This is a genomic window from Bifidobacterium tsurumiense (genome assembly GCF_000741765.1).
Lineage (GTDB): Bacteria > Actinomycetota > Actinomycetes > Actinomycetales > Bifidobacteriaceae > Bifidobacterium > Bifidobacterium tsurumiense.
This window is the reverse complement of record NZ_JGZU01000003.1, coordinates 293,342-310,846: the sequence shown is the minus strand read 5'-3', so window position 1 is coordinate 310,846 and position 17,505 is coordinate 293,342. Positions and strand designations below refer to the sequence as shown.

The following is a 17,505-nucleotide window of genomic DNA, read 5'->3' as shown; positions in this document are numbered from 1 at the left end:
CCGTACAGGTGCCCAGTCGGCCGTCTTGTGTCCGGATTGCTGTCTTCTGTGCTGATAAGAATGGAGTTATGAACCTCACCTTGCACACACCATTGTCTTCGGTGCTCACCAACTCCAGACGCGTACATGCGCTGAAGGCCTTGGGTGTCGTCAGTGTGGGGGACGCCTTGACCTACTACCCATTTCGCGTCGCCGATCCTGTTCCTATGTTGGCTTTGCGGCAGGCCGTGGCAGGGAATCGCATGGCCTTTGCTGCTGAAGTTCGTGATGTCAGGGCAATTCCGATGAATGCTCGGCGTGGCTACCGCGTGCAGGTGGCGGTGGATGATGCAGGATATGCGCAAAGGCGGCAATCCGCTCCTTCAACGGCCATATTGGTGTTTTTCTCATATAAAAAGCACTATATTGATTGGTTGCTTTCCCGTATGCGCATAGGGACGCGGCTCGTTGTTTCAGGAGAGCCGAGCCTGTTCAATGGGAGATTGCAATTCACGCATCCCGATGTGCTTACGGTGGCATATCATGACGATGCTGCGACCCAAGATGCCGAGCGCAGCGTATTCGATGTGGACACCGAAGAAGAAGGTCTGAGGCGAGTTACTCGACCACGCCCTGTATACCATGCGAGTTCGCGCATCTCGAGTGATATCATCCATGAAACCATACTGGATCTCCTTGCTCGTTTGGCAGACAGCGAGTCGATGGATGAGAGGGATGCGCAGAATATGTCGGCTGGTTCGAGCGGTGAACCGGAAATCATGGCGATGGTGATGGATGACAATACGCATCCTGCAGCGACGCAGCTGGATTCTGGGCGTGCATGGCCACAGACCAGTACTGCAGTTCCTGATATTCTTCCCGAAATCGTCAGGACTACGGCAAAGCTGATGCACCGCTATGACGCGTTTTGGGCCATTCATGATCCACAGTCAGTGGAGCAGTTCAAACGTGGACTGCATACGCTTCGCTATGAAGAAGCGTTCATCTCCCAGGTTGCTGTGGTGCAGATGCGTCAACAGGACAGGCAGTCGCGTTCATATGTGTGTTCCTCTCGAGTATTGCTCGAAGAATTTATTGCCGACTTGCCATTTGCGCTTACTCATGGGCAGCGCGAGGTCATCGAGGACATCGTCTCTGATATGGGACGCGAATATCCCATGCAGCGTCTGCTCCAAGGTGAAGTCGGTTCAGGGAAAACCGTTGTGGCGCTTGCTGCGATACTGCAGGCTGTGGGTTCTGGGTATCAGGCCGTTTTGGTTGCCCCCACGCAAGTGTTGGCTGAACAGCATATGGGAACCATTTCAAGGATGGTGGCAGGGCTGTCTGAAACGGAAGATGGCGAATCGGTGCCGGTTATTTTGTTGACTGGCGGTATGAAGCTAGCTGCACGGCGCAAGGCATTGGCTCAGGTTGCCAGCGGAGTGCCCTGCATTGTGGTAGCAACACATGCTGCATTTTCCAAAAGCTTCCAGGCTCCGAATCTGGCTTTGACCGTAATAGACGAACAGCACCGATTCGGCGTTGAGCAGCGCAGTGCCTTGCGATCGCAGGGTGAGCGCTTGCCTCATACTCTGGTGATGACGGCAACCCCTATTCCGCGGTCGGCTGCAATGACATGGTTTGGCAATCTGGATATCTCCTGGCTCACTGAACTGCCGGGAGGACGAAAGCCCATACGAACCGTGGTGGTTCATGAAGAGGATTCATCCACGATGGTGCGCATGTTCTCCCATATTCGCAAGCGCATTGACGCGGGGGAGCGCGTGTATGTGGTGTGTCCGCGCATTGATGAGGATGATGAAGGCGGTGATATCGCGTCGGATGGCATGAGTACGCCGATTGGCGAGGAAGACGATGCGCAGACGCGTCCAGAGCCGCATTCGGTGGTGGGCATTCGTGACAGGCTTGAAGGACTGGCTCAATTCCAGGGAGTGTCTTTCGCAACCTTGACCGGCAGGGATAGCGATGAGGATAAGCAACGAATAATGGCTGATTTCTCAACCGGTGTGACTCCGATCCTTGTGGCCACCACGGTAATCGAAGTTGGTGTTGATGTGCCTCAGGCGAGTTGCATCGTTATTTTTGACGCCGACCGCTTCGGTTTGGCACAGTTGCATCAGCTGCGAGGTCGCGTGGGGCGTGGCGGCACGGCATCTTGGGCCTTTCTCATATCGCGCATTGCACAACCTGGAAGTCTCGCTGAACAGCGCTTGGATGTTGTGCAAGGCACCTTGGACGGTGCTGAAATCGCACAAGCGGATTTGCAGCTACGCGGTGCAGGCGATGTGCTGGGTGATGCTCAGGCTGGCGTGAAATCCAGTCTTAAGCTGCTCCGCGTGGTGCAGGATGCGGATATGATCGTCGGAGCGCACGAGTTTGCGGAAAAGCTATTGGATTCGCATCCCGAGGTGTTGCAGGAACCTGAGTTGGCAGGTGCAGTGCTGGATCTTATGCGTGGCGGCGAATCGCAGTTAGTGAGCGGCTGAGTGGGTTGTGATTCATGCTTGTAGTGTGCGATATCGCCTGCGTGAAGGTGTGCGAATTGGCATAATATTGGTAACTCTGGGAGTATGGTCACAGCGCAGTGTAAACATACTATATGTAGTATTAGTGCTGATAGGGGGAACGTGGCGATGAGCGGTAATCAATCCGAACCAGCAACTGAGCGCGAACGGCAGATTTATGAGTGGATCCGTCAGAATCCCATGATCAGCCAGCAGGAACTCGCGCAACTCGCGGGGATAACGCGTTCCGGCGTGGCCGCCCATATCTCCAATCTCACCAAAAAGGGCTATGTACGCGGCAAAGGATATATCCTCGCCCCTGAGCGTTATGTCGCTGTTGTGGGTGGCGTCAGCATGGATGTTATGGGGGAAGCCTCTCGCGATATCACGCAATACAGTTCCAATCCTGGCCATGTGCACTATGTGATCGGCGGAGTTGGGCGCAATATCGCTGTGGCGTTGCAGCAACTAGGAGTCACCAATAGCTTTATTTCCGTATATGGCGATGATCATAACGGTGAACAGTTCAAAATAGAAGCGGCGAATCGCGGTATGGATATCGCCTATTCGCAACAGCTTTCCGGCAGTGCGACCGCATCGTATATGTATATCAACTGCACGGATGGTTCTCGTGCCATAGCGCTTGACGACATGGGCATATTCGCACATATGACCCCTGCATTCCTTGAAGAACGGCTGCCGGTCATTACCAATGCCGAAATGCTGGTTTTGGATACCAATTTGCAGGCTGAAGCGATTGAATGGCTATGCGGCCATGTTGATCGCCCCTTGTTTGCAAGGGCGGTCAGCGAAGAAAAAGCTGTGCGCCTGCGCAATGTGCTTGCTAGGCTGGAAGCCTTGGTGCTGGACACAGCTGAATCGGAGGCGATATCCGGGATCAAGGCGCAGGATGTGGATAGCGGCATCGAATGCGCTCGCCGTATTTTGGAAGCTGGGGTCTCTCGCGTTCTGGTGGGCATAGCGGGCGTGGGAATGATATTCGGCTGTTCTGAAGGTCTGTGGCTGTATTCGGATAGCCGCTATGTCAAGGGCAATGCCAATGGTTCCGGGGATGCAGCGATGGGGGCTTTGGCTTGGGCTTGGCTGGAAGGCTATGATGCGGAATTGCAAGGGAAGTGCGCAGCTGCGGCGTCGTTTATGAGCTGCGATTCCATTGAATCGGTGCATGAATATATGGATATTGAAGCTGTTATCGAGCAGTCCGGGCGAATAACGACGCAGAGCCTGTAGCCGTTGTTGCAGCCGATACGACATCGGTGTATTCTGAGGTAAACAACTGTTTGAATAGGTAAACATAAGTTTATGCACATGTTGCAAAATCCTGACGCGATCGATGCGGATCTGTGTACTGAGAGGTCACGGCAGGGTTTGAGCGCAATGCGATATGAAAATACACGAAGGAGTGAATATGGACAAGATCATCCTGGACTGTGATCCCGGGCATGATGATGCAATGGCGATTCTGCTTGCAGTAGGCAATCCCAATATTGATTTGATCGGTGTGACCACTGTCGGAGGCAATCAGAGCCTGGACAAGGTCACCTACAATGCCCGCGCGGTACTGGAAAAAGCGCAGGCAACCGAGATTCCCGTGCATCAAGGTTGTGGCCATCCTTTGGTTCGTCCATTGGAAGTGGCTGCGGATGTTCACGGTGAGACGGGTTTGGACGGAGTCGAGCTTCCGGAGCCGACGAGACCCTTGGATCAAGGTCATGCGGTGAACTGGATTATCGAAACCATTATGAATAACGAGCCAGGCACCATAACTCTGGTTCCTACGGGTCCGCTGACCAATATAGCCATGGCGGTACGCTTGGAACCGCGCATTGTTAAGCGCGTCAAAGAAGTGGTGCTTATGGGCGGCGGTTACCATGTGGGCAATTGGAGCGCGGTCGCAGAATTCAATATCAAGGTGGATCCAGAGGCGGCCCATGTGGTATTCAACGAATCATGGCCTGTGACCATGGTCGGCTTGGATCTGACCCATCAGGCGCTATGCACTCCCGAGGTTCAGTCTCGCATCGATGCGTTGGGAACCGATGTGTCGTCATTTGCCAGTGGACTGATGGACTTCTTCCGTGAAGCGTATCGCAATAACCAAGATTTCGTTGACCCGCCAGTGCATGATCCTTGCACGGTTGCCTACCTCATCGATAGATCCGTGATGACCACGCGCCGTTGCCCTGTTGATGTGGAATTGCACGGCGACCTCACTTTGGGAATGACCGTTGCCGATTTGCGAGGCCCTGAACCTAGTGCCGAGCAGTGCCATACACAGGTCGCGGTTGCTCTCGACTTTGACAAGTTCTGGGATCTGATTATCGACGCCATCAAGCGTATCGGTTGACGTTCGCTTGTTGGGGAAGGTTGCATTGCCCCCATGCATAGGCAAAGAGGGCGGCCATTCCCATACCAAGGGAATGTGGGAGCCGGTGCGCTGTGACGACTCATCAGCAGTGACTAGCAATGCGCTGTGACTACCAATCCACAGTCATAAGCGATCCGCAGTGATGATCGATCCACAGTGATGGCCAATGCACAGTGATCACCGATACGCAGTCACTATCTATGCGCAATGGTTGCTAATGCATAGCGAATCAAGGAAAGAAGAATAGGAAACAGGAAATTATGTCACAAGTATCTTCACAAACCATGCGGCCGCAGAGCCGCTCGTCCATATGGGCTTTGATGTGTGCCCTTATGGTGGCCATCTTTGCATTCCAACTCAATGCCTCTATGCTTTCTCCGGCCTTGACGACCATGGAGCGCGAGTTGAATACCACATCAGGCCAGATCGGTCTGACACAGACGGTGTTCTTCACCGCTGCGGCGTTGTTCTCTTTGTTCCTGCCTCGATTGGCTGATCTCGCAGGGCGCAAACGGGTGCTGCTGGGCATGTTGACGGTGACGGCAATAGGCTGCGTGCTTTCCGCATTGGCGCCGAATGTCACCGTACTCATGATTGCGCGAGTGCTTCAAGGGACGGCTGGGCCGATTGTGCCACTGTGCCTGATAATGTTGCGCGTCCGTGTGCCCGATGAGAAGAGGTACGCCCGCTTGATGGCCATCCTCACTTCGGTCAACGGCGGCATAGCTGGTGTTGATGCCTTGCTGGGTGGGTGGCTTGCCGGTACTTTTGGTTTCCGCTCCGTATTCTGGACCATGGCTGTGGTGTGTGCAGCCGCCATTGCCGGTGTGTTCGCATTTGCTGATGAATCTACTGCTGAAGAAACGCCTCGTATGGACTGGATTGGAGTCGGTGCATTAAGCGTCGCCTTTGTGACGCTGTACCTGGCGATCAATGAGATCGGGAAACTCGGGGAAGCCAATTGGGTTTTGGTGGCGATAATGGTGGTTCTTGCCGTGATCTTCTTCATCGTCTTCTGGAAAGTCGAAGAGCACTCGGACACGCCTATGGTTTCCACCACATATATGAAACAGCGCCGGACCTGGGGATTGCTGGCCACAACGTTATTGACCATGACCGGCGTTTTCGCAGTGATGAATGGCGTTGTGCCCGCACTTGCGCAAGATGCGCAATTCGGCGCTGGAATGGGCGCCGATGTGGTCTCCTTCTTCACGCTTACGCCATACGCCATTATCGGATTGGTATTTGGTCCGGTCTCAGGCATTCTTGCCAGCCGATACGGATACCGCATGGTGTTGCGAATTGGTCAAGTCGTGACCATTCTTGCATTGCTCTTGGGAATCTATGTCGCCTTCGTCCCATCGACATGGGGTTTGGTGGCATTGTCCGTGGTATTGGGAGCCAGCTATGCGGGAACGGCCAATATTATGCTCAACGGTTTGGGCATTGTGCTTTCTCCGAAAGATAATCCTGGATATTTGCCTGGTATGAATGCCGGCGCCTTTAATCTTGGCGCTGGATTGAGCTATGCGGTGCTGTACGCCTTCATGCAAGGATTTGCCAATAGTGCCGGCCAGACCACCGGATATGTCAGTGCAATTATCGTCGGCGGGGTGCTGCTGCTTGCCGCTTTCGCCTGCTCATTCCTGATTCCTGATCCGGAACGAATTGCGGAGTAACGGTCGAAAGCCAACATGAGCTCGGGGCCACGAGAAATCGTGGCCCCGAGTGTTTCTTGCATTGTTCAATTCATGGCTGAAGCGTGATACTCTGTGAAGCTTGCATATGCCGACTGAGTGGAATACGGCTTTGAAAGCCGGAGGTTGCAGTTTCCGAAAGCATACGCTGTCATGTTTATGGTTACTCCACAAGTGAAACCGCTGTTGGCTTCCAATATCACGGCGGTAGTCTGAAGATGACACTCGCTGACTCAAGTCTGGTGTGCTGTGCTGGAATGTTTGCAGCACTCAGAACGATGAGGCAGGTACAAGAAACGTTAGAGGAATGCGGTTGTATCCGCATATATGCGACTCATGCAGGAGGTTACCTATGTCCACACTCGCATCAATTTCCACCCGTCATTCGCAGTATTCTTTGACCGGCACTTCCAAGGTGTCGGATGAAGATGTCGCCAAGCTGGTCAAGGACATCACTGTCAAGGTTCCTAGCGCCTTTAATTCACAGCCCCAGCGCGTCGTGGTGCTGTTTGGCGAAGGACACAAGAAGGTGTGGGATATCGTCAAGGATTCCTTGCGCAAGGTTGTGGACGATGAGGAAGCTTTCAAGCAGACCTCTCAGAAGATCGATTCCTTCGCAGCCGCGCATGGAACCGTGCTCTACTTCGATGACACCACGGTAACCGATGGCTTGGTGGAGAAGTTCCCTCTGTATGCGGATAATTTCCCGGTCTGGGCTCAGCAGGCCAACGGTATGTTGCAGTTTGCTGTGTGGACTGCGCTGTCTGAGGCGGGTCTGGGCGCATCCCTGCAACACTACAACCCCCTGATCAACGATGCTGTGCGTGCAGCCTTCGAATTGCCTGAGCACTGGAATCTGCTGGCTCAGATGCCATTCGGAGACATTGTCGATCCTGCCGGTGAAGCAGAGCACGCTCCTATTGACGAACGCGTAAAGGTTTTCGGACTCTGATCTTCCGCTTCTCTCGCTAGGGGATAACGGTCTCAGCAACCGATAGGCGGCCATATGGCCGCCTATTTTTGTGCCCTAGGGCGAATCGATCTCATGGCGGGTCTTGCCCGTGGTGATTCCTGCTTCTGATAACGGCCACAATGCGTTTGACTCGATAATCGAGGTAATGCAATGTGGATTTTCTGATTCCCTTATATGCCGACCAAGTTCGGTTGAATGGATACAGGGGCGAAAACGAGTTGATAATGGGGCACGGTACAGTGAGGATATGCATGTTATCGCAGGGCGATTTAAAGGTGTGGCTTTAGAAGCGGCAAAAGCAGGAACCAGACCGACCACCGACCGTACCAAAGAAGCCATTTTCTCCCGGCTGGATGCTTGGGGAGTGTTGAGGGATGCCAGAATCCTGGATCTCTACGCCGGCACAGGAGCTTTGGGAATCGAGGCGATGAGCCGCGGCGGGCAGGAGCTCGTTTCGGTCGAGTCCGCCGCGCCGATGACGGCAGCCATTGCAAAAACCTTGACATCACTGAAACGGCATTCGGCTTGGAGTAATGATATGCGCGCCGTGGCGGTGCGAGGCAAAGCGGAACGCTATGTAGAGCGATATTCCGGCTCCGCATTTGATGTGGTGTTCATTGATCCTCCGTATGCTGTGAGCACTGAGGATTGCGAAGAATTATTGGGCAATATGGTGGGGGCACATATGCTTGATCCTGATGCGCTTATCGTTTTGGAACGTTCAGCGCGTTCTGAGCAGCCGGTGCCGCCTGAGGGATGGCAGATATCCGAGCGCAGGGTGTATGGGGAGACAGCCGTGTATTACATCGAATCCCTGCCTTCGCAGCAAGGTGATGAATAAATAAGCTCTCGGGTCTTGACCTGTTCGGCAACTGCCTGACAGCAGTGCGCGTTGTTGCAAGCTGTGCAGGGTGGCGATCATTGCCACGAAGAACAACATGGTGCGGCATGGGGAGTGTACAGCAGAGGATGAGCACGGCTATTTGTGCAAACGTCGAGGCGTATTGCCGGACACTTCCCAACCCAAGGACATAAGCATTTTCCTATCCGCTTTATCCAGGCTGCGGCAGTCAAGTCGTTCAATGAGATCAGGGCGGATTTGACTCGTACGCTGCAAGGCTTCGTCTCGTCGGAAACGGTCCACTTTGCCGTGGTCACCTGACAATAGGATATCGGGTACGCTCAGACCCCTCCATGTTGCGGGACGAGTGTATTGGCGATGCTCAAGCAGGGCATTGCCACCAGTGTATGACTCTTCCACAATCGAATCGGGATTGCCCATAAAACCTGGAAGCAGACGCGTAATGGCTTCCAGCATTACGCTTGTTGCTACCTCACCACCGTTGAGCACATAATCTCCTATGGAGTATTCTCGGACGTCAATACCTTGGGAACGGTAGTAATCAGGAATTCGAGCGTCATATCCCTCATATCGTCCGCAGCCAAATATCAGATGCCTGGCACCACTGAGATCAGTGGCATCGCGCTGGGTGGAAGAGGGGGAGCGGATGGGATTGGGGAAAATGAGCACTGGTCTGTTGCCCATGGTCTCATCGTGAACAACGGATGATGCTGGGCATGAGTCACCGCTTATGGGGTTCTCTGTCGGTTTCTCGGTCTGTGATGCCACGGTGGAAGGCTGAGATTCTGATGTTCTCGAATCTGTCACAGAGTTCTTGTGAGCAGGCACATCTTGGCCGCTAACTTGCTGGTTCATTGCATCTAATCCGAGCAATTCATCGAGACATTCGGCCCAGACTTCAGGCTTCATTACCATTCCGGCGCCGCCGCCCACCGGCGTATCATCCACTGAATGATGCACATCATGCGTCCAATCGCGCAAATTATGCGAATGGACCTCGATAAGACCCTTGTCTTGCGCTTTGCCAAAGAGACTGAGATTGAGAACGTCAAAATACTCTGGGAATACGGAGACAATGTCGATATGCATGGCTAGCCTACCGTGAGCTACCGCAGTCGCGGTAGCTTCGCTCTTACAGACCTGGGAAGCCGCCCGGGGGATCGAGCGTGAGATACCCCTCGTCGAGATCGATTTCCGGGACCAAAGCATCCACAAAGGGGACCAGTACGGTACGCTCATCGGTTGTCGGATTGGACAAACGAATCTTGAGCAGCGATTGTGCTGTTCCATCAAGCACGTCAACCACGGTGCCAATAACTTCGTCGGCGGCACGCCCCAATTGGTTCTCGGAGTCCATGCGGGCTTCCAAACCGATGAGATCCCTCGGATACCAAGCATCTTCTTCGGCCATATCTTCGGGGTCATCCGGTTCGCCGAATAACTCGATGCCATTGAGCGCTTCTGAGGCATTACGGTCGTTGACACCGTCGAAATGCAGGATCCACCGATTTTTATGACTCCGTGAGGCATTGACCACGAACTCTCGTGACCCATCCTGTGTATAGAGCACGGAACCGGGAGCGAAACGATATTCGGGATCATCGGTAAATGCGAACACATTGACTTCGCCTTTGAGTCCTTGCGCCCTGCCGATACGACAGACCCTCAGCAGTTCAAGCTGCTGAGGGTTGTCAGAATGTTCTTGACGCACCACGCTTATCTCACCTGCGTACGTCCATGATGTCAACGCGCACCTTGTGGTCTTCGGCCAAAGCCTGCACCACAGTGCGAATCGCGTTTGCGGTGCGTCCACTGCGGCCAATAACACGGCCGATATCTTCAGGGTTCACACGCACGCGCAGCAGTTCGCCGCGTGAGTTCTCATGGGATTTCACGGAAACATCGTCAGGAAAATCAACGATGTTTTTGATGAGATGTTCAACAGCCTGGGCGAGCATGATTATTCAGCCTTTTCTTCGGTTTCAGCTGCGGCTTCTTCAGCAGGAGCTTCTTCTGCTTCAGCAGCAGCCTCGGCTTCAGCCTTTGCCTTGGCCTCAGCCTCAGACTTTGCAGCCTTGAGCTTCTGAGCCTGGTTTTCGACTGCCTCCACGCGAGCGGCGGCGTCAGGGCCGGCTTCAGCGACCTTGAGGGTGCCTTCGGCGCCTTCAAGACCCTTGAACTTCTGCCAATCACCAGTAATCTTCAGCAGCTTGAGTACAGGCTCGGAAGGCTGTGCGCCAACGCCCAGCCAGTACTGTGCACGATCGGAATCGATCTGAATCAGCGAGGGCTGCTTATTAGGATCGTAGATGCCGATCTCTTCGATGGAACGACCGTCACGCTTGTTGCGGGAATCGGTGATGACCACGCGGTAGAAGGCATAGAACTTCTTGCCCATTCGCTTCAGACGAATCTTGGTTGCCAAAATGGCTCTCCTTGTTAACTAGGGTTGTCAGGTTTTCGGTTTGGTGTGGGGCACTTCAACACGAGAACCCACGTGTTCCTCGCAGTATGCAGGGTTAGAGGGCGCTCCATATGCGAATAACCGCTCCATTATAACGTATGGGGATGGATATTCGAAACGTCCTGTCATGCGTTCTGTGGCACATGCGTTGTATGCCGCCAACGTTTATGAGATGCAAGCCGAATGGCGCATGCTCGCAGCATTGAAATCGGGAGGTTCTGCCTTTTCTCCCGTATTGTCATCGTGCTTGGTGATGCCTGTAATGAAGGCATATCGTATCGATTTCAATGTGATGTACGCGGTGGAAATCACTGTCCATATTCGCTCTTGTCGCCATTGTTCATTGTTAGCACTGTTTTGTAAGACGCTATATATCACCTATGCATTCACTTAATTGTAAGTATTGCTGACTCAGCCGTCGTCTGAGGATTCTACTTGGATTATGTAATTTATCAATGAATTCCAACGATATTCTCAGCAAAATCCCGCAAGACTTGCCGCTGTATGCAAGTTTATTGTAAACTCTACTTACGTAATTCTTCACTTGCTGTCGTTTTGCGGCTCAGAGAGGAGCTGGGTGAAGGATGCGCACATCTCGATGATGAGAAAGGAAGCACACCCAATATGAAACGTCTTGTATCCGGTGCCATAGCCGCTGCACTCACGTTTTCTCCGGTGGCGGGCGTAACCGTGAATACGGGTCCGCTATCCTCGGGGAAACGCAGCGCATTGTAAGAGCACTGACACAGGTGAACAGTGCTAGTGCGGTGGCGGTTGCCGATCGTGCTGCAACCGACATCGGTTGGACCATTGATTCAGCAACATCCAAAGGAGGAGAGGTCCTCGAGATCACCGACGGCGTTTGGCGCCATTTGAAGGCCGGTGCGTCGAACGGCAATAGCACGACTGACGCCAGTCAATATCCCATCGTCGCAGCCAACGACGGCACGTTCGATTTCACTCAAGCAGGCGAATATCACGCCATTATCAAATCCCCGCAGGATGGTTCGAAGAATCGCTTTGGTTTCTATTTGGGATATAAGAATCCCAATAGTGGACTGTTCATCGGGTTCGACAAGGATGGATGGTTCTGGCAGCGTTATGGCGGTGACGGCACTTGGTATAGCGGATCCCGCGTAGCGGCGCCCGCTGCCAATGTCGAAACACAAGTCGATATCACTTGGACCGGTACCACTGCGACGCTCACGGTTGACGGCACCAAGGCATTCGATGTCCCATATTCAGCAATGGTCGGCATCATGAGTGACAAGCTCGCTATGAAGGCGAGTGCTTGGGGCAGTGAACTTACTGATATGTATTTGCGTGACCAAAGCGAAACGCAGAGCACCTATGCCATAAGCGGCGTAGTACGTAAGAGCGACGGCACTCCAATTTCCGGAGCCCGCGTTCGTATGTCCGGTCAGACAACGGTGACCACCGGTGCCGATGGCGCATGGAGCTTCGCCGATCTGCCTGCAGGAGAATACACGATAACCGTCGGTGCCAGCGGATATCAAGAAGCCTCGAAGACGGTGCAAGTCGTGGATGCTGATGTGAGCGGTCAGGACGTAACCCTCAGCGCGGCTGCGGCTTACGAAACGGAGAAGATTTCCAGCGAAGACATGGATGTGCTGATCAACAAGCACTTCCCGTCAGTCCAGCAATACACCATGAAGAAGCTGGATAATCGTATTATGTATGGCCAGGCCAACGACATTCGCAAGGTGAATATCAATGGCACGGAAATGCAGCTCACGGATGACAATGTCACGTTGGATGTGGCTGGTTCCAAGGCAACCTATGTGTTGACAGTGCAGAACCAAGAGCAGCATATCGACGCGAAGATCACTGTGGTCATGGAGGTCAAGGGCAACGCCCTGCATTTCGATGTCACCAAGATCGAGAACAAAGCGGGCGATGAACATCCGATTCAAACGCTGTCCTTCCCTGAACACAGCCTGATTTCCGTGCGCAGCAGCCAGCAGGATGCGCAATTCACGGGTGCTCGCATGTCTTCGAACACCACAGTCAACGGCGATACGAATTTCCCTGTCAACGATGACACCACAATCGGCGACAAGGGAGACTACGCCTATGGTTTCATCTCCGCCGATTCGTTAAGCGCCGGATTGTGGAGCAATTCAGAACATGACGGCACCACTGCGGCCAACGGCATCGCAGGCGGTTCGCAGAATACCCGCGTTCAGGCAAACACCCAGGTGGTGGACGGCGACAATTCTCTGGGGCTTTCAAGCGCACCTTGGTATTACCAGCGCGTGGTGAAGGATTCCAAGAAACGCAGCTATACCGTCAGCGAGACCGATATGCCGAAGATGGCGGTTGCCATAACCGGTGACGAAAACTCCGACGGCGTAGTGAATTGGCAGGATGGCGCTCTGGCATACCGCACCATCATGAACAATCCATACAAGTCGGAAGAAGTGCCGGAACTCGTCGCGTGGCGTATTGCCATGAACTTCGGCGGCCAGGCGCAGAATCCATTCCTGACAACACTCGATAATGTCAAGAAGGTGGCTCTGAACACCGATGGCCTCGGACAATCCGTGCTGCTCAAGGGCTACGGCAATGAAGGTCATGACTCAGGACACCCGGACTACGGCGATATCGGTCAGCGCATCGGTGGCGCAACCGATATGAATACGCTGATGACAGAGGGTGCCAAGTACGGCGCTCGCTTCGGTGTCCACGTCAATGCCTCGGAAATGTATCCAGAAGCCAAGGCTTTTGATGAGGATATGGTTCGACGCAACGCATCCGGTGGGCTGCGCTATGGCTGGAACTGGCTTGATCAGGGTGTCGGCATCGATGGCATCTATGATCTGGCTTCTAATTCCAGATTGAACCGTTTTGCAGAGCTCAAGGCTGAAGTCGGCGACAATATGGACTTCATCTACCTGGACGTCTGGGGCAACCAGACTTCCGGTACTGAGGATTCTTGGGAAACTCGCAAGATGTCGAAGATGATCAACGACAACGGTTGGCGTATGACCACTGAATGGGGTGCAGGCAACGAATATGACTCGACCTTCCAGCACTGGGCGGCTGATCTCACCTACGGCGGAAAGGGCATGAAGGGCGAGAATTCGCAGGTCATGCGCTTCCTGCGCAATCATCAGAAGGACAGCTGGGTTGGAGATTATCCGAATTACGGTGGAGCGGCCAATGCGCCACTACTCGGCGGATACAATATGAAGGATTTTGAGGGATGGCAGGGACGCAACGATTACGATGCGTATGTCACCAACCTCTTTACCCATGATGTTTCCACCAAGTTCATTCAGCATTTCAAGGTGAACCGCTGGGTGAACAGCCCTCTGGATCCCTCTTCTGTGCAGGATCCTTCGGTCAATAACGGCAACGAATTCATTGAGTTGAAGGATGATTCCGGCAATGTGGTCACACTTGCCCGTGGTTCCAACAACTCCTCTGATGCTGCGTACCGCAATCGCACGATTACGCTGAACGGTACTGTGATCTCTACAGGAGCTGTCTCCCGTGGAGATGGTACCGGTACCGGCAATGAATCGTATCTGCTGCCATGGCTGTGGGATGCACAGACCGGCGAGTTCGTGGCCGACAAGGATCAGAAGCTCTACCACTGGAATACCGCTGGCGGAACGACTGAGTGGACACTGCCTTCCGACTGGCAGAATCTGAGCAATGTCAAGGTCTACAAACTGACGGATCTCGGCAGGGCCGACGAACAGGTTGTTGCTGTTGCCAATGGCAAGATCACGCTTACCGCTGATGCAGAAACTCCGTATGTTGTCGTGAAGGGTGACGCTGCTCCCAAGCAGATCAATGTCACATGGAGCACAGGCATGCACTTGGTGGATGCCGGTTTCAACGGCGGCGAACAGGCCCTCGGCGAGGATTGGGCAATTGACGGTGACGGACAGGCCACTATTGCCAAGAGCCAGTACAGCAACCCGATGCTCAAGCTCACCGGTACTGTTTCTGCAACTCAACAGCTGACCGACCTGACGCCTGGAACGCGTTATGCAGTCTATGTGGGTGTGGATAACCGTTCCGATGGCGACGCCACGATGACGGTTATGCATGACGGCAAGGTGCTGGCGACCAATGCCACCGCACGTAGCATTGCCAAGAATTACATCAAGGCATATACGCATAACACCAATTCGGCGACAGTGGATGGCACGAGCTACTTCCAGAATATGTATGTGTTCTTCGATGCCCCCGAAAGCGGTGAGGTCACTTTGAACCTCGCTCACAAGGGCGATGGGGACGTATATTACGATGATGTTCGAGTTGTGGCCAATGCATATAACGGCATCACCACTGATTCAAGCGGCTCGCTGGTTTCTCTCACCAATGATTTCGAGAACAATGCGCAAGGTATCTGGCCGTTCGTGATTTCCGGATCCGAAGGTGTGGAAGACAACCGCGTGCATCTCTCCGAACTTCATGCTCCTTACACCCAGGCCGGTTGGGATGTCAAGAAGATGGACGATGTGCTGCAGGGCGATTGGTCTGTCAAGATCAACGGCTTGACGCAAAAGGGAACTCTGGTCTACCAGACGATTCCCCAGAACGTGAAGTTTGATGCCGGCCGCAAGTACAAGATCTCCTTCGACTACCAAAGCGGCTCGGATGGCGCCTATGCACTTGCAGTAGGTCAGGGCGAGTTCGCCACCAATGGTGCGCAGCTCACTGATCTGGAGAAGCATCTTGGCGACACCGGACATTACGAATTCGAAATCACCGGTGACGTGAATGGGGATTCATGGTTCGGCATCTACTCGACGTCGAATGCTCCGGACACCCAAGGCACCTCAGGTAATGCAGCGAACTTCGGCGGTTACAAGGATTTCGTGCTTGACAACCTCAAGGTCGAGCGCGTCGACGAAGAAGCCAAGGATAAGGACGCAGTTGAAGAGAAGCTCAAGGCGGTGACCGATGTCTACGACACCAAGGAGGCTGATGTCAGCGCTGAGGCTTGGGTTACCTACCAGAAGACCCTTGCCAAGGTCCGTGCGATGATCGACAAGAACGGTGCCAATAGTGATGATTTCACCAGGGCGTACGGCTTGCTGGAAGCGTTGGAATCCTACATGCAGAACGCGCCGAATAATGACGGAAGCGATGCTTATGATGTTGCGGCCGATCAATATACGGTGTCAGCAGGTAGCGCCCAACAGGGATATCCCGATGAAGGTCCTGTTGACTTGGCTCAGGATGGGTTGCCGGGCACAATCTGGCATACTGAATGGGGCGTGGACTCGTTGAGCCGGGGCAACGCCTGGTATCAGTTCAATCTCAATGAGCCGACAACTATTACAGGCCTGCGTTATCTGCCTCGATCTGGCGGAGATAACATGAACGGAAAGATCAAGAAATTCAATATTACCTTGACCTTTGCGGATGGAGCGACGCAGCAGATTATCACCGATGGCACCTTCAACACCGCAACGAAGTGGCAGAAGGTCACTTTCCCCAGTGACACTATGACAAGACCAGCAAGCAGTGCAGGTGTTGCAAATGTAACCTCTGTGCGCATTACCGCAACGGAAACTGCGGGTAGTGGTGAAACTCAAATCAATATGTTCGCTTCCGCTGCCGAATTGCGTCTGACCACGGATCGCGATGTTGATCCTGTCGAAATCCCGGTCGACAAGACCGATCTCAATGCCTTGATCGCTTCGACGGAATCGCTTGTTGAAAGTGATTACACAGAAGATAGCTGGGCTGAGTTGAGTGAAGCTCTTGCCGCAGCAAAGACTGAATCTGGTGATGAGGATGCGGAATTGTATGACGTGCTCTTGGCTCAGTACAATCTCGAAACCGCAATCAAGGGCTTGGTCAGGACTAATCCAAGTTCGGATGTGGATAAGAGCGCATTGCAGACTCAGGTAAATGCTGTTCAAGCCTTGAAGGAAGCGGATTACACTACGGAATCCTGGAAGGCATTCAGCGCGGCTTTGACGGCGGCCAATGGCGTGTTAGCCAATGCCGATGTCGCTCAGGATGAAGTGGATGCTGCATTGCAAGCTCTGAGAGCAGCGGCTCAGGCTTTGGTTCCTGTCAAGACCGAACCTGAAGAGCCCGGCCAAGTGACCAAGAGCGAGCTCCAGGCAGCAGTGAATCAGGCGAAGGCTCTGGATTTGCAGGCTTATACCAATGCCTCGGCAGCGGCTCTGCGCAAGGCCATGTTGGCTGCACAAGCTGTACTGGACAATGAGCAGGCAACGCAGGAAGAGGTGGATGCGGCATTGCAGTCAGTGCAGGATGCGCTGAAGGCTTTGGAGCAGCGCCCGGCAGAACAGTCCTCTGAGAACAAGGACGACTCTGGCAAGGGCTCCAACTCCACGCGACGCATCTCCAAGCTCAGCCGCACGGGTTCGGATATTGCCGTGATCGCAGCGCTGTCGATTATCGCAGCAGTCGCTGGCGCAGTGGCACTGGGAAGGAGGCGCTTCCGCCGCTAATGCCGGGCACTGAATCCTAGGGATTCACACTGGTGATAGCGGTTTGACAAGTGAGGGCGGTACCCACTACGGGTATCGCCCTCATTCGTATTTTGAATGAAATCTTTCCACTCGCAGTCGAATCAAGATTTCAAGATTGAAACAGA

At 53.6% G+C, this 17,505-nt stretch carries 11 protein-coding genes; 7 read left to right on the top strand and 4 right to left on the bottom strand.

What is annotated here, in order from left to right:
* Window positions 1-68 precede the first annotated feature (68 nt).
* The 6 genes from BITS_RS02070 to rsmD all read left to right on the top strand — a co-directional run bounded on the left by BITS_RS02070 (window position 69) and on the right by rsmD (window position 8,404).
* On the top strand, window positions 69-2,486 hold the full coding sequence (locus tag BITS_RS02070; protein ID WP_026642786.1) for an ATP-dependent DNA helicase RecG: 2,418 nt from the start codon (window positions 69-71) through the stop codon (window positions 2,484-2,486).
* Window positions 2,487-2,633: 147 nt separating this feature from the next.
* Entirely contained in the window at window positions 2,634-3,755 is a 1,122-nt protein-coding gene (locus BITS_RS02065; protein WP_034534432.1) for a PfkB family carbohydrate kinase, read from the top strand.
* Between the two features lie 178 nt (window positions 3,756-3,933).
* Window positions 3,934-4,872 carry a uridine-preferring nucleoside hydrolase UriH gene (uriH, locus tag BITS_RS02060; RefSeq protein ID WP_026642788.1) on the top strand — a complete coding sequence of 313 codons (939 nt, stop codon included), beginning with the start codon at window positions 3,934-3,936 and terminating at the stop codon, window positions 4,870-4,872.
* A gap of 281 nt (window positions 4,873-5,153) precedes the next feature.
* A complete protein-coding gene (gene uriT / locus BITS_RS02055; RefSeq protein ID WP_026642789.1) occupies window positions 5,154-6,572 on the top strand; it encodes a uridine transporter UriT in 1,419 nt (472 codons plus the stop codon).
* Between the two features lie 370 nt (window positions 6,573-6,942).
* Window positions 6,943-7,542 (top strand): nitroreductase family protein, encoded by a 600-nt coding sequence (locus BITS_RS02050; RefSeq protein ID WP_026642790.1) that lies wholly within the window; start codon window positions 6,943-6,945, stop codon window positions 7,540-7,542.
* Window positions 7,543-7,708: 166 nt separating this feature from the next.
* Window positions 7,709-8,404, top strand: a complete 696-nt coding sequence (gene rsmD, locus BITS_RS02045) for a 16S rRNA (guanine(966)-N(2))-methyltransferase RsmD (protein WP_407712187.1) — start codon at window positions 7,709-7,711, stop codon at window positions 8,402-8,404.
* Window positions 8,405-8,542: 138 nt separating this feature from the next.
* On the opposite strand, the gene trmD is transcribed toward rsmD, so the two are convergent.
* Genes trmD through rpsP form a run of 4 tightly spaced genes read right to left on the bottom strand, consistent with a single transcriptional unit; the run spans window position 8,543 to window position 10,850 of the window.
* Window positions 8,543-9,514, bottom strand: coding sequence for a tRNA (guanosine(37)-N1)-methyltransferase TrmD (gene trmD, locus BITS_RS02040; protein WP_044259226.1), 972 nt, complete (start codon window positions 9,512-9,514; stop codon window positions 8,543-8,545).
* A gap of 43 nt (window positions 9,515-9,557) precedes the next feature.
* Window positions 9,558-10,139, bottom strand: coding sequence for a ribosome maturation factor RimM (rimM, locus tag BITS_RS02035; RefSeq protein ID WP_044259224.1), 582 nt, complete (start codon window positions 10,137-10,139; stop codon window positions 9,558-9,560).
* A 7-nt stretch (window positions 10,140-10,146) separates the two neighbouring features.
* On the bottom strand, window positions 10,147-10,383 hold the full coding sequence (locus tag BITS_RS02030; protein WP_026642794.1) for an RNA-binding protein: 237 nt from the start codon (window positions 10,381-10,383) through the stop codon (window positions 10,147-10,149).
* 2 nt (window positions 10,384-10,385) lie between these two features.
* Complete coding sequence (rpsP, locus tag BITS_RS02025) at window positions 10,386-10,850, bottom strand: 30S ribosomal protein S16 (RefSeq protein ID WP_026642795.1); 465 nt, start codon at window positions 10,848-10,850, stop codon at window positions 10,386-10,388.
* A 788-nt stretch (window positions 10,851-11,638) separates the two neighbouring features.
* Between rpsP and BITS_RS02015 the strand changes: the two genes are divergently transcribed.
* On the top strand, window positions 11,639-17,359 hold the full coding sequence (locus BITS_RS02015; protein ID WP_238556521.1) for an endo-alpha-N-acetylgalactosaminidase family protein: 5,721 nt from the start codon (window positions 11,639-11,641) through the stop codon (window positions 17,357-17,359).
* Window positions 17,360-17,505 lie beyond the last annotated feature (146 nt).

Bases quoted from the DNA above. Each gene is read 5' to 3' on its own strand.
- BITS_RS02070 (WP_026642786.1), top strand. From the start codon at position 69: ATGAACCTCACCTTGCACACACCATTGTCTTCGGTGCTCACCAACTCC.
- BITS_RS02065 (WP_034534432.1), top strand. From the start codon at position 2,634: ATGAGCGGTAATCAATCCGAACCAGCAACTGAGCGCGAACGGCAGATT.
- uriH (WP_026642788.1), top strand. From the start codon at position 3,934: ATGGACAAGATCATCCTGGACTGTGATCCCGGGCATGATGATGCAATG.
- uriT (WP_026642789.1), top strand. From the start codon at position 5,154: ATGTCACAAGTATCTTCACAAACCATGCGGCCGCAGAGCCGCTCGTCC.
- BITS_RS02050 (WP_026642790.1), top strand. From the start codon at position 6,943: ATGTCCACACTCGCATCAATTTCCACCCGTCATTCGCAGTATTCTTTG.
- rsmD (WP_407712187.1), top strand. From the start codon at position 7,709: ATGCAATGTGGATTTTCTGATTCCCTTATATGCCGACCAAGTTCGGTT.
- trmD (WP_044259226.1), bottom strand. From the start codon at position 9,514: ATGCATATCGACATTGTCTCCGTATTCCCAGAGTATTTTGACGTTCTC.
- BITS_RS02030 (WP_026642794.1), bottom strand. From the start codon at position 10,383: ATGCTCGCCCAGGCTGTTGAACATCTCATCAAAAACATCGTTGATTTT.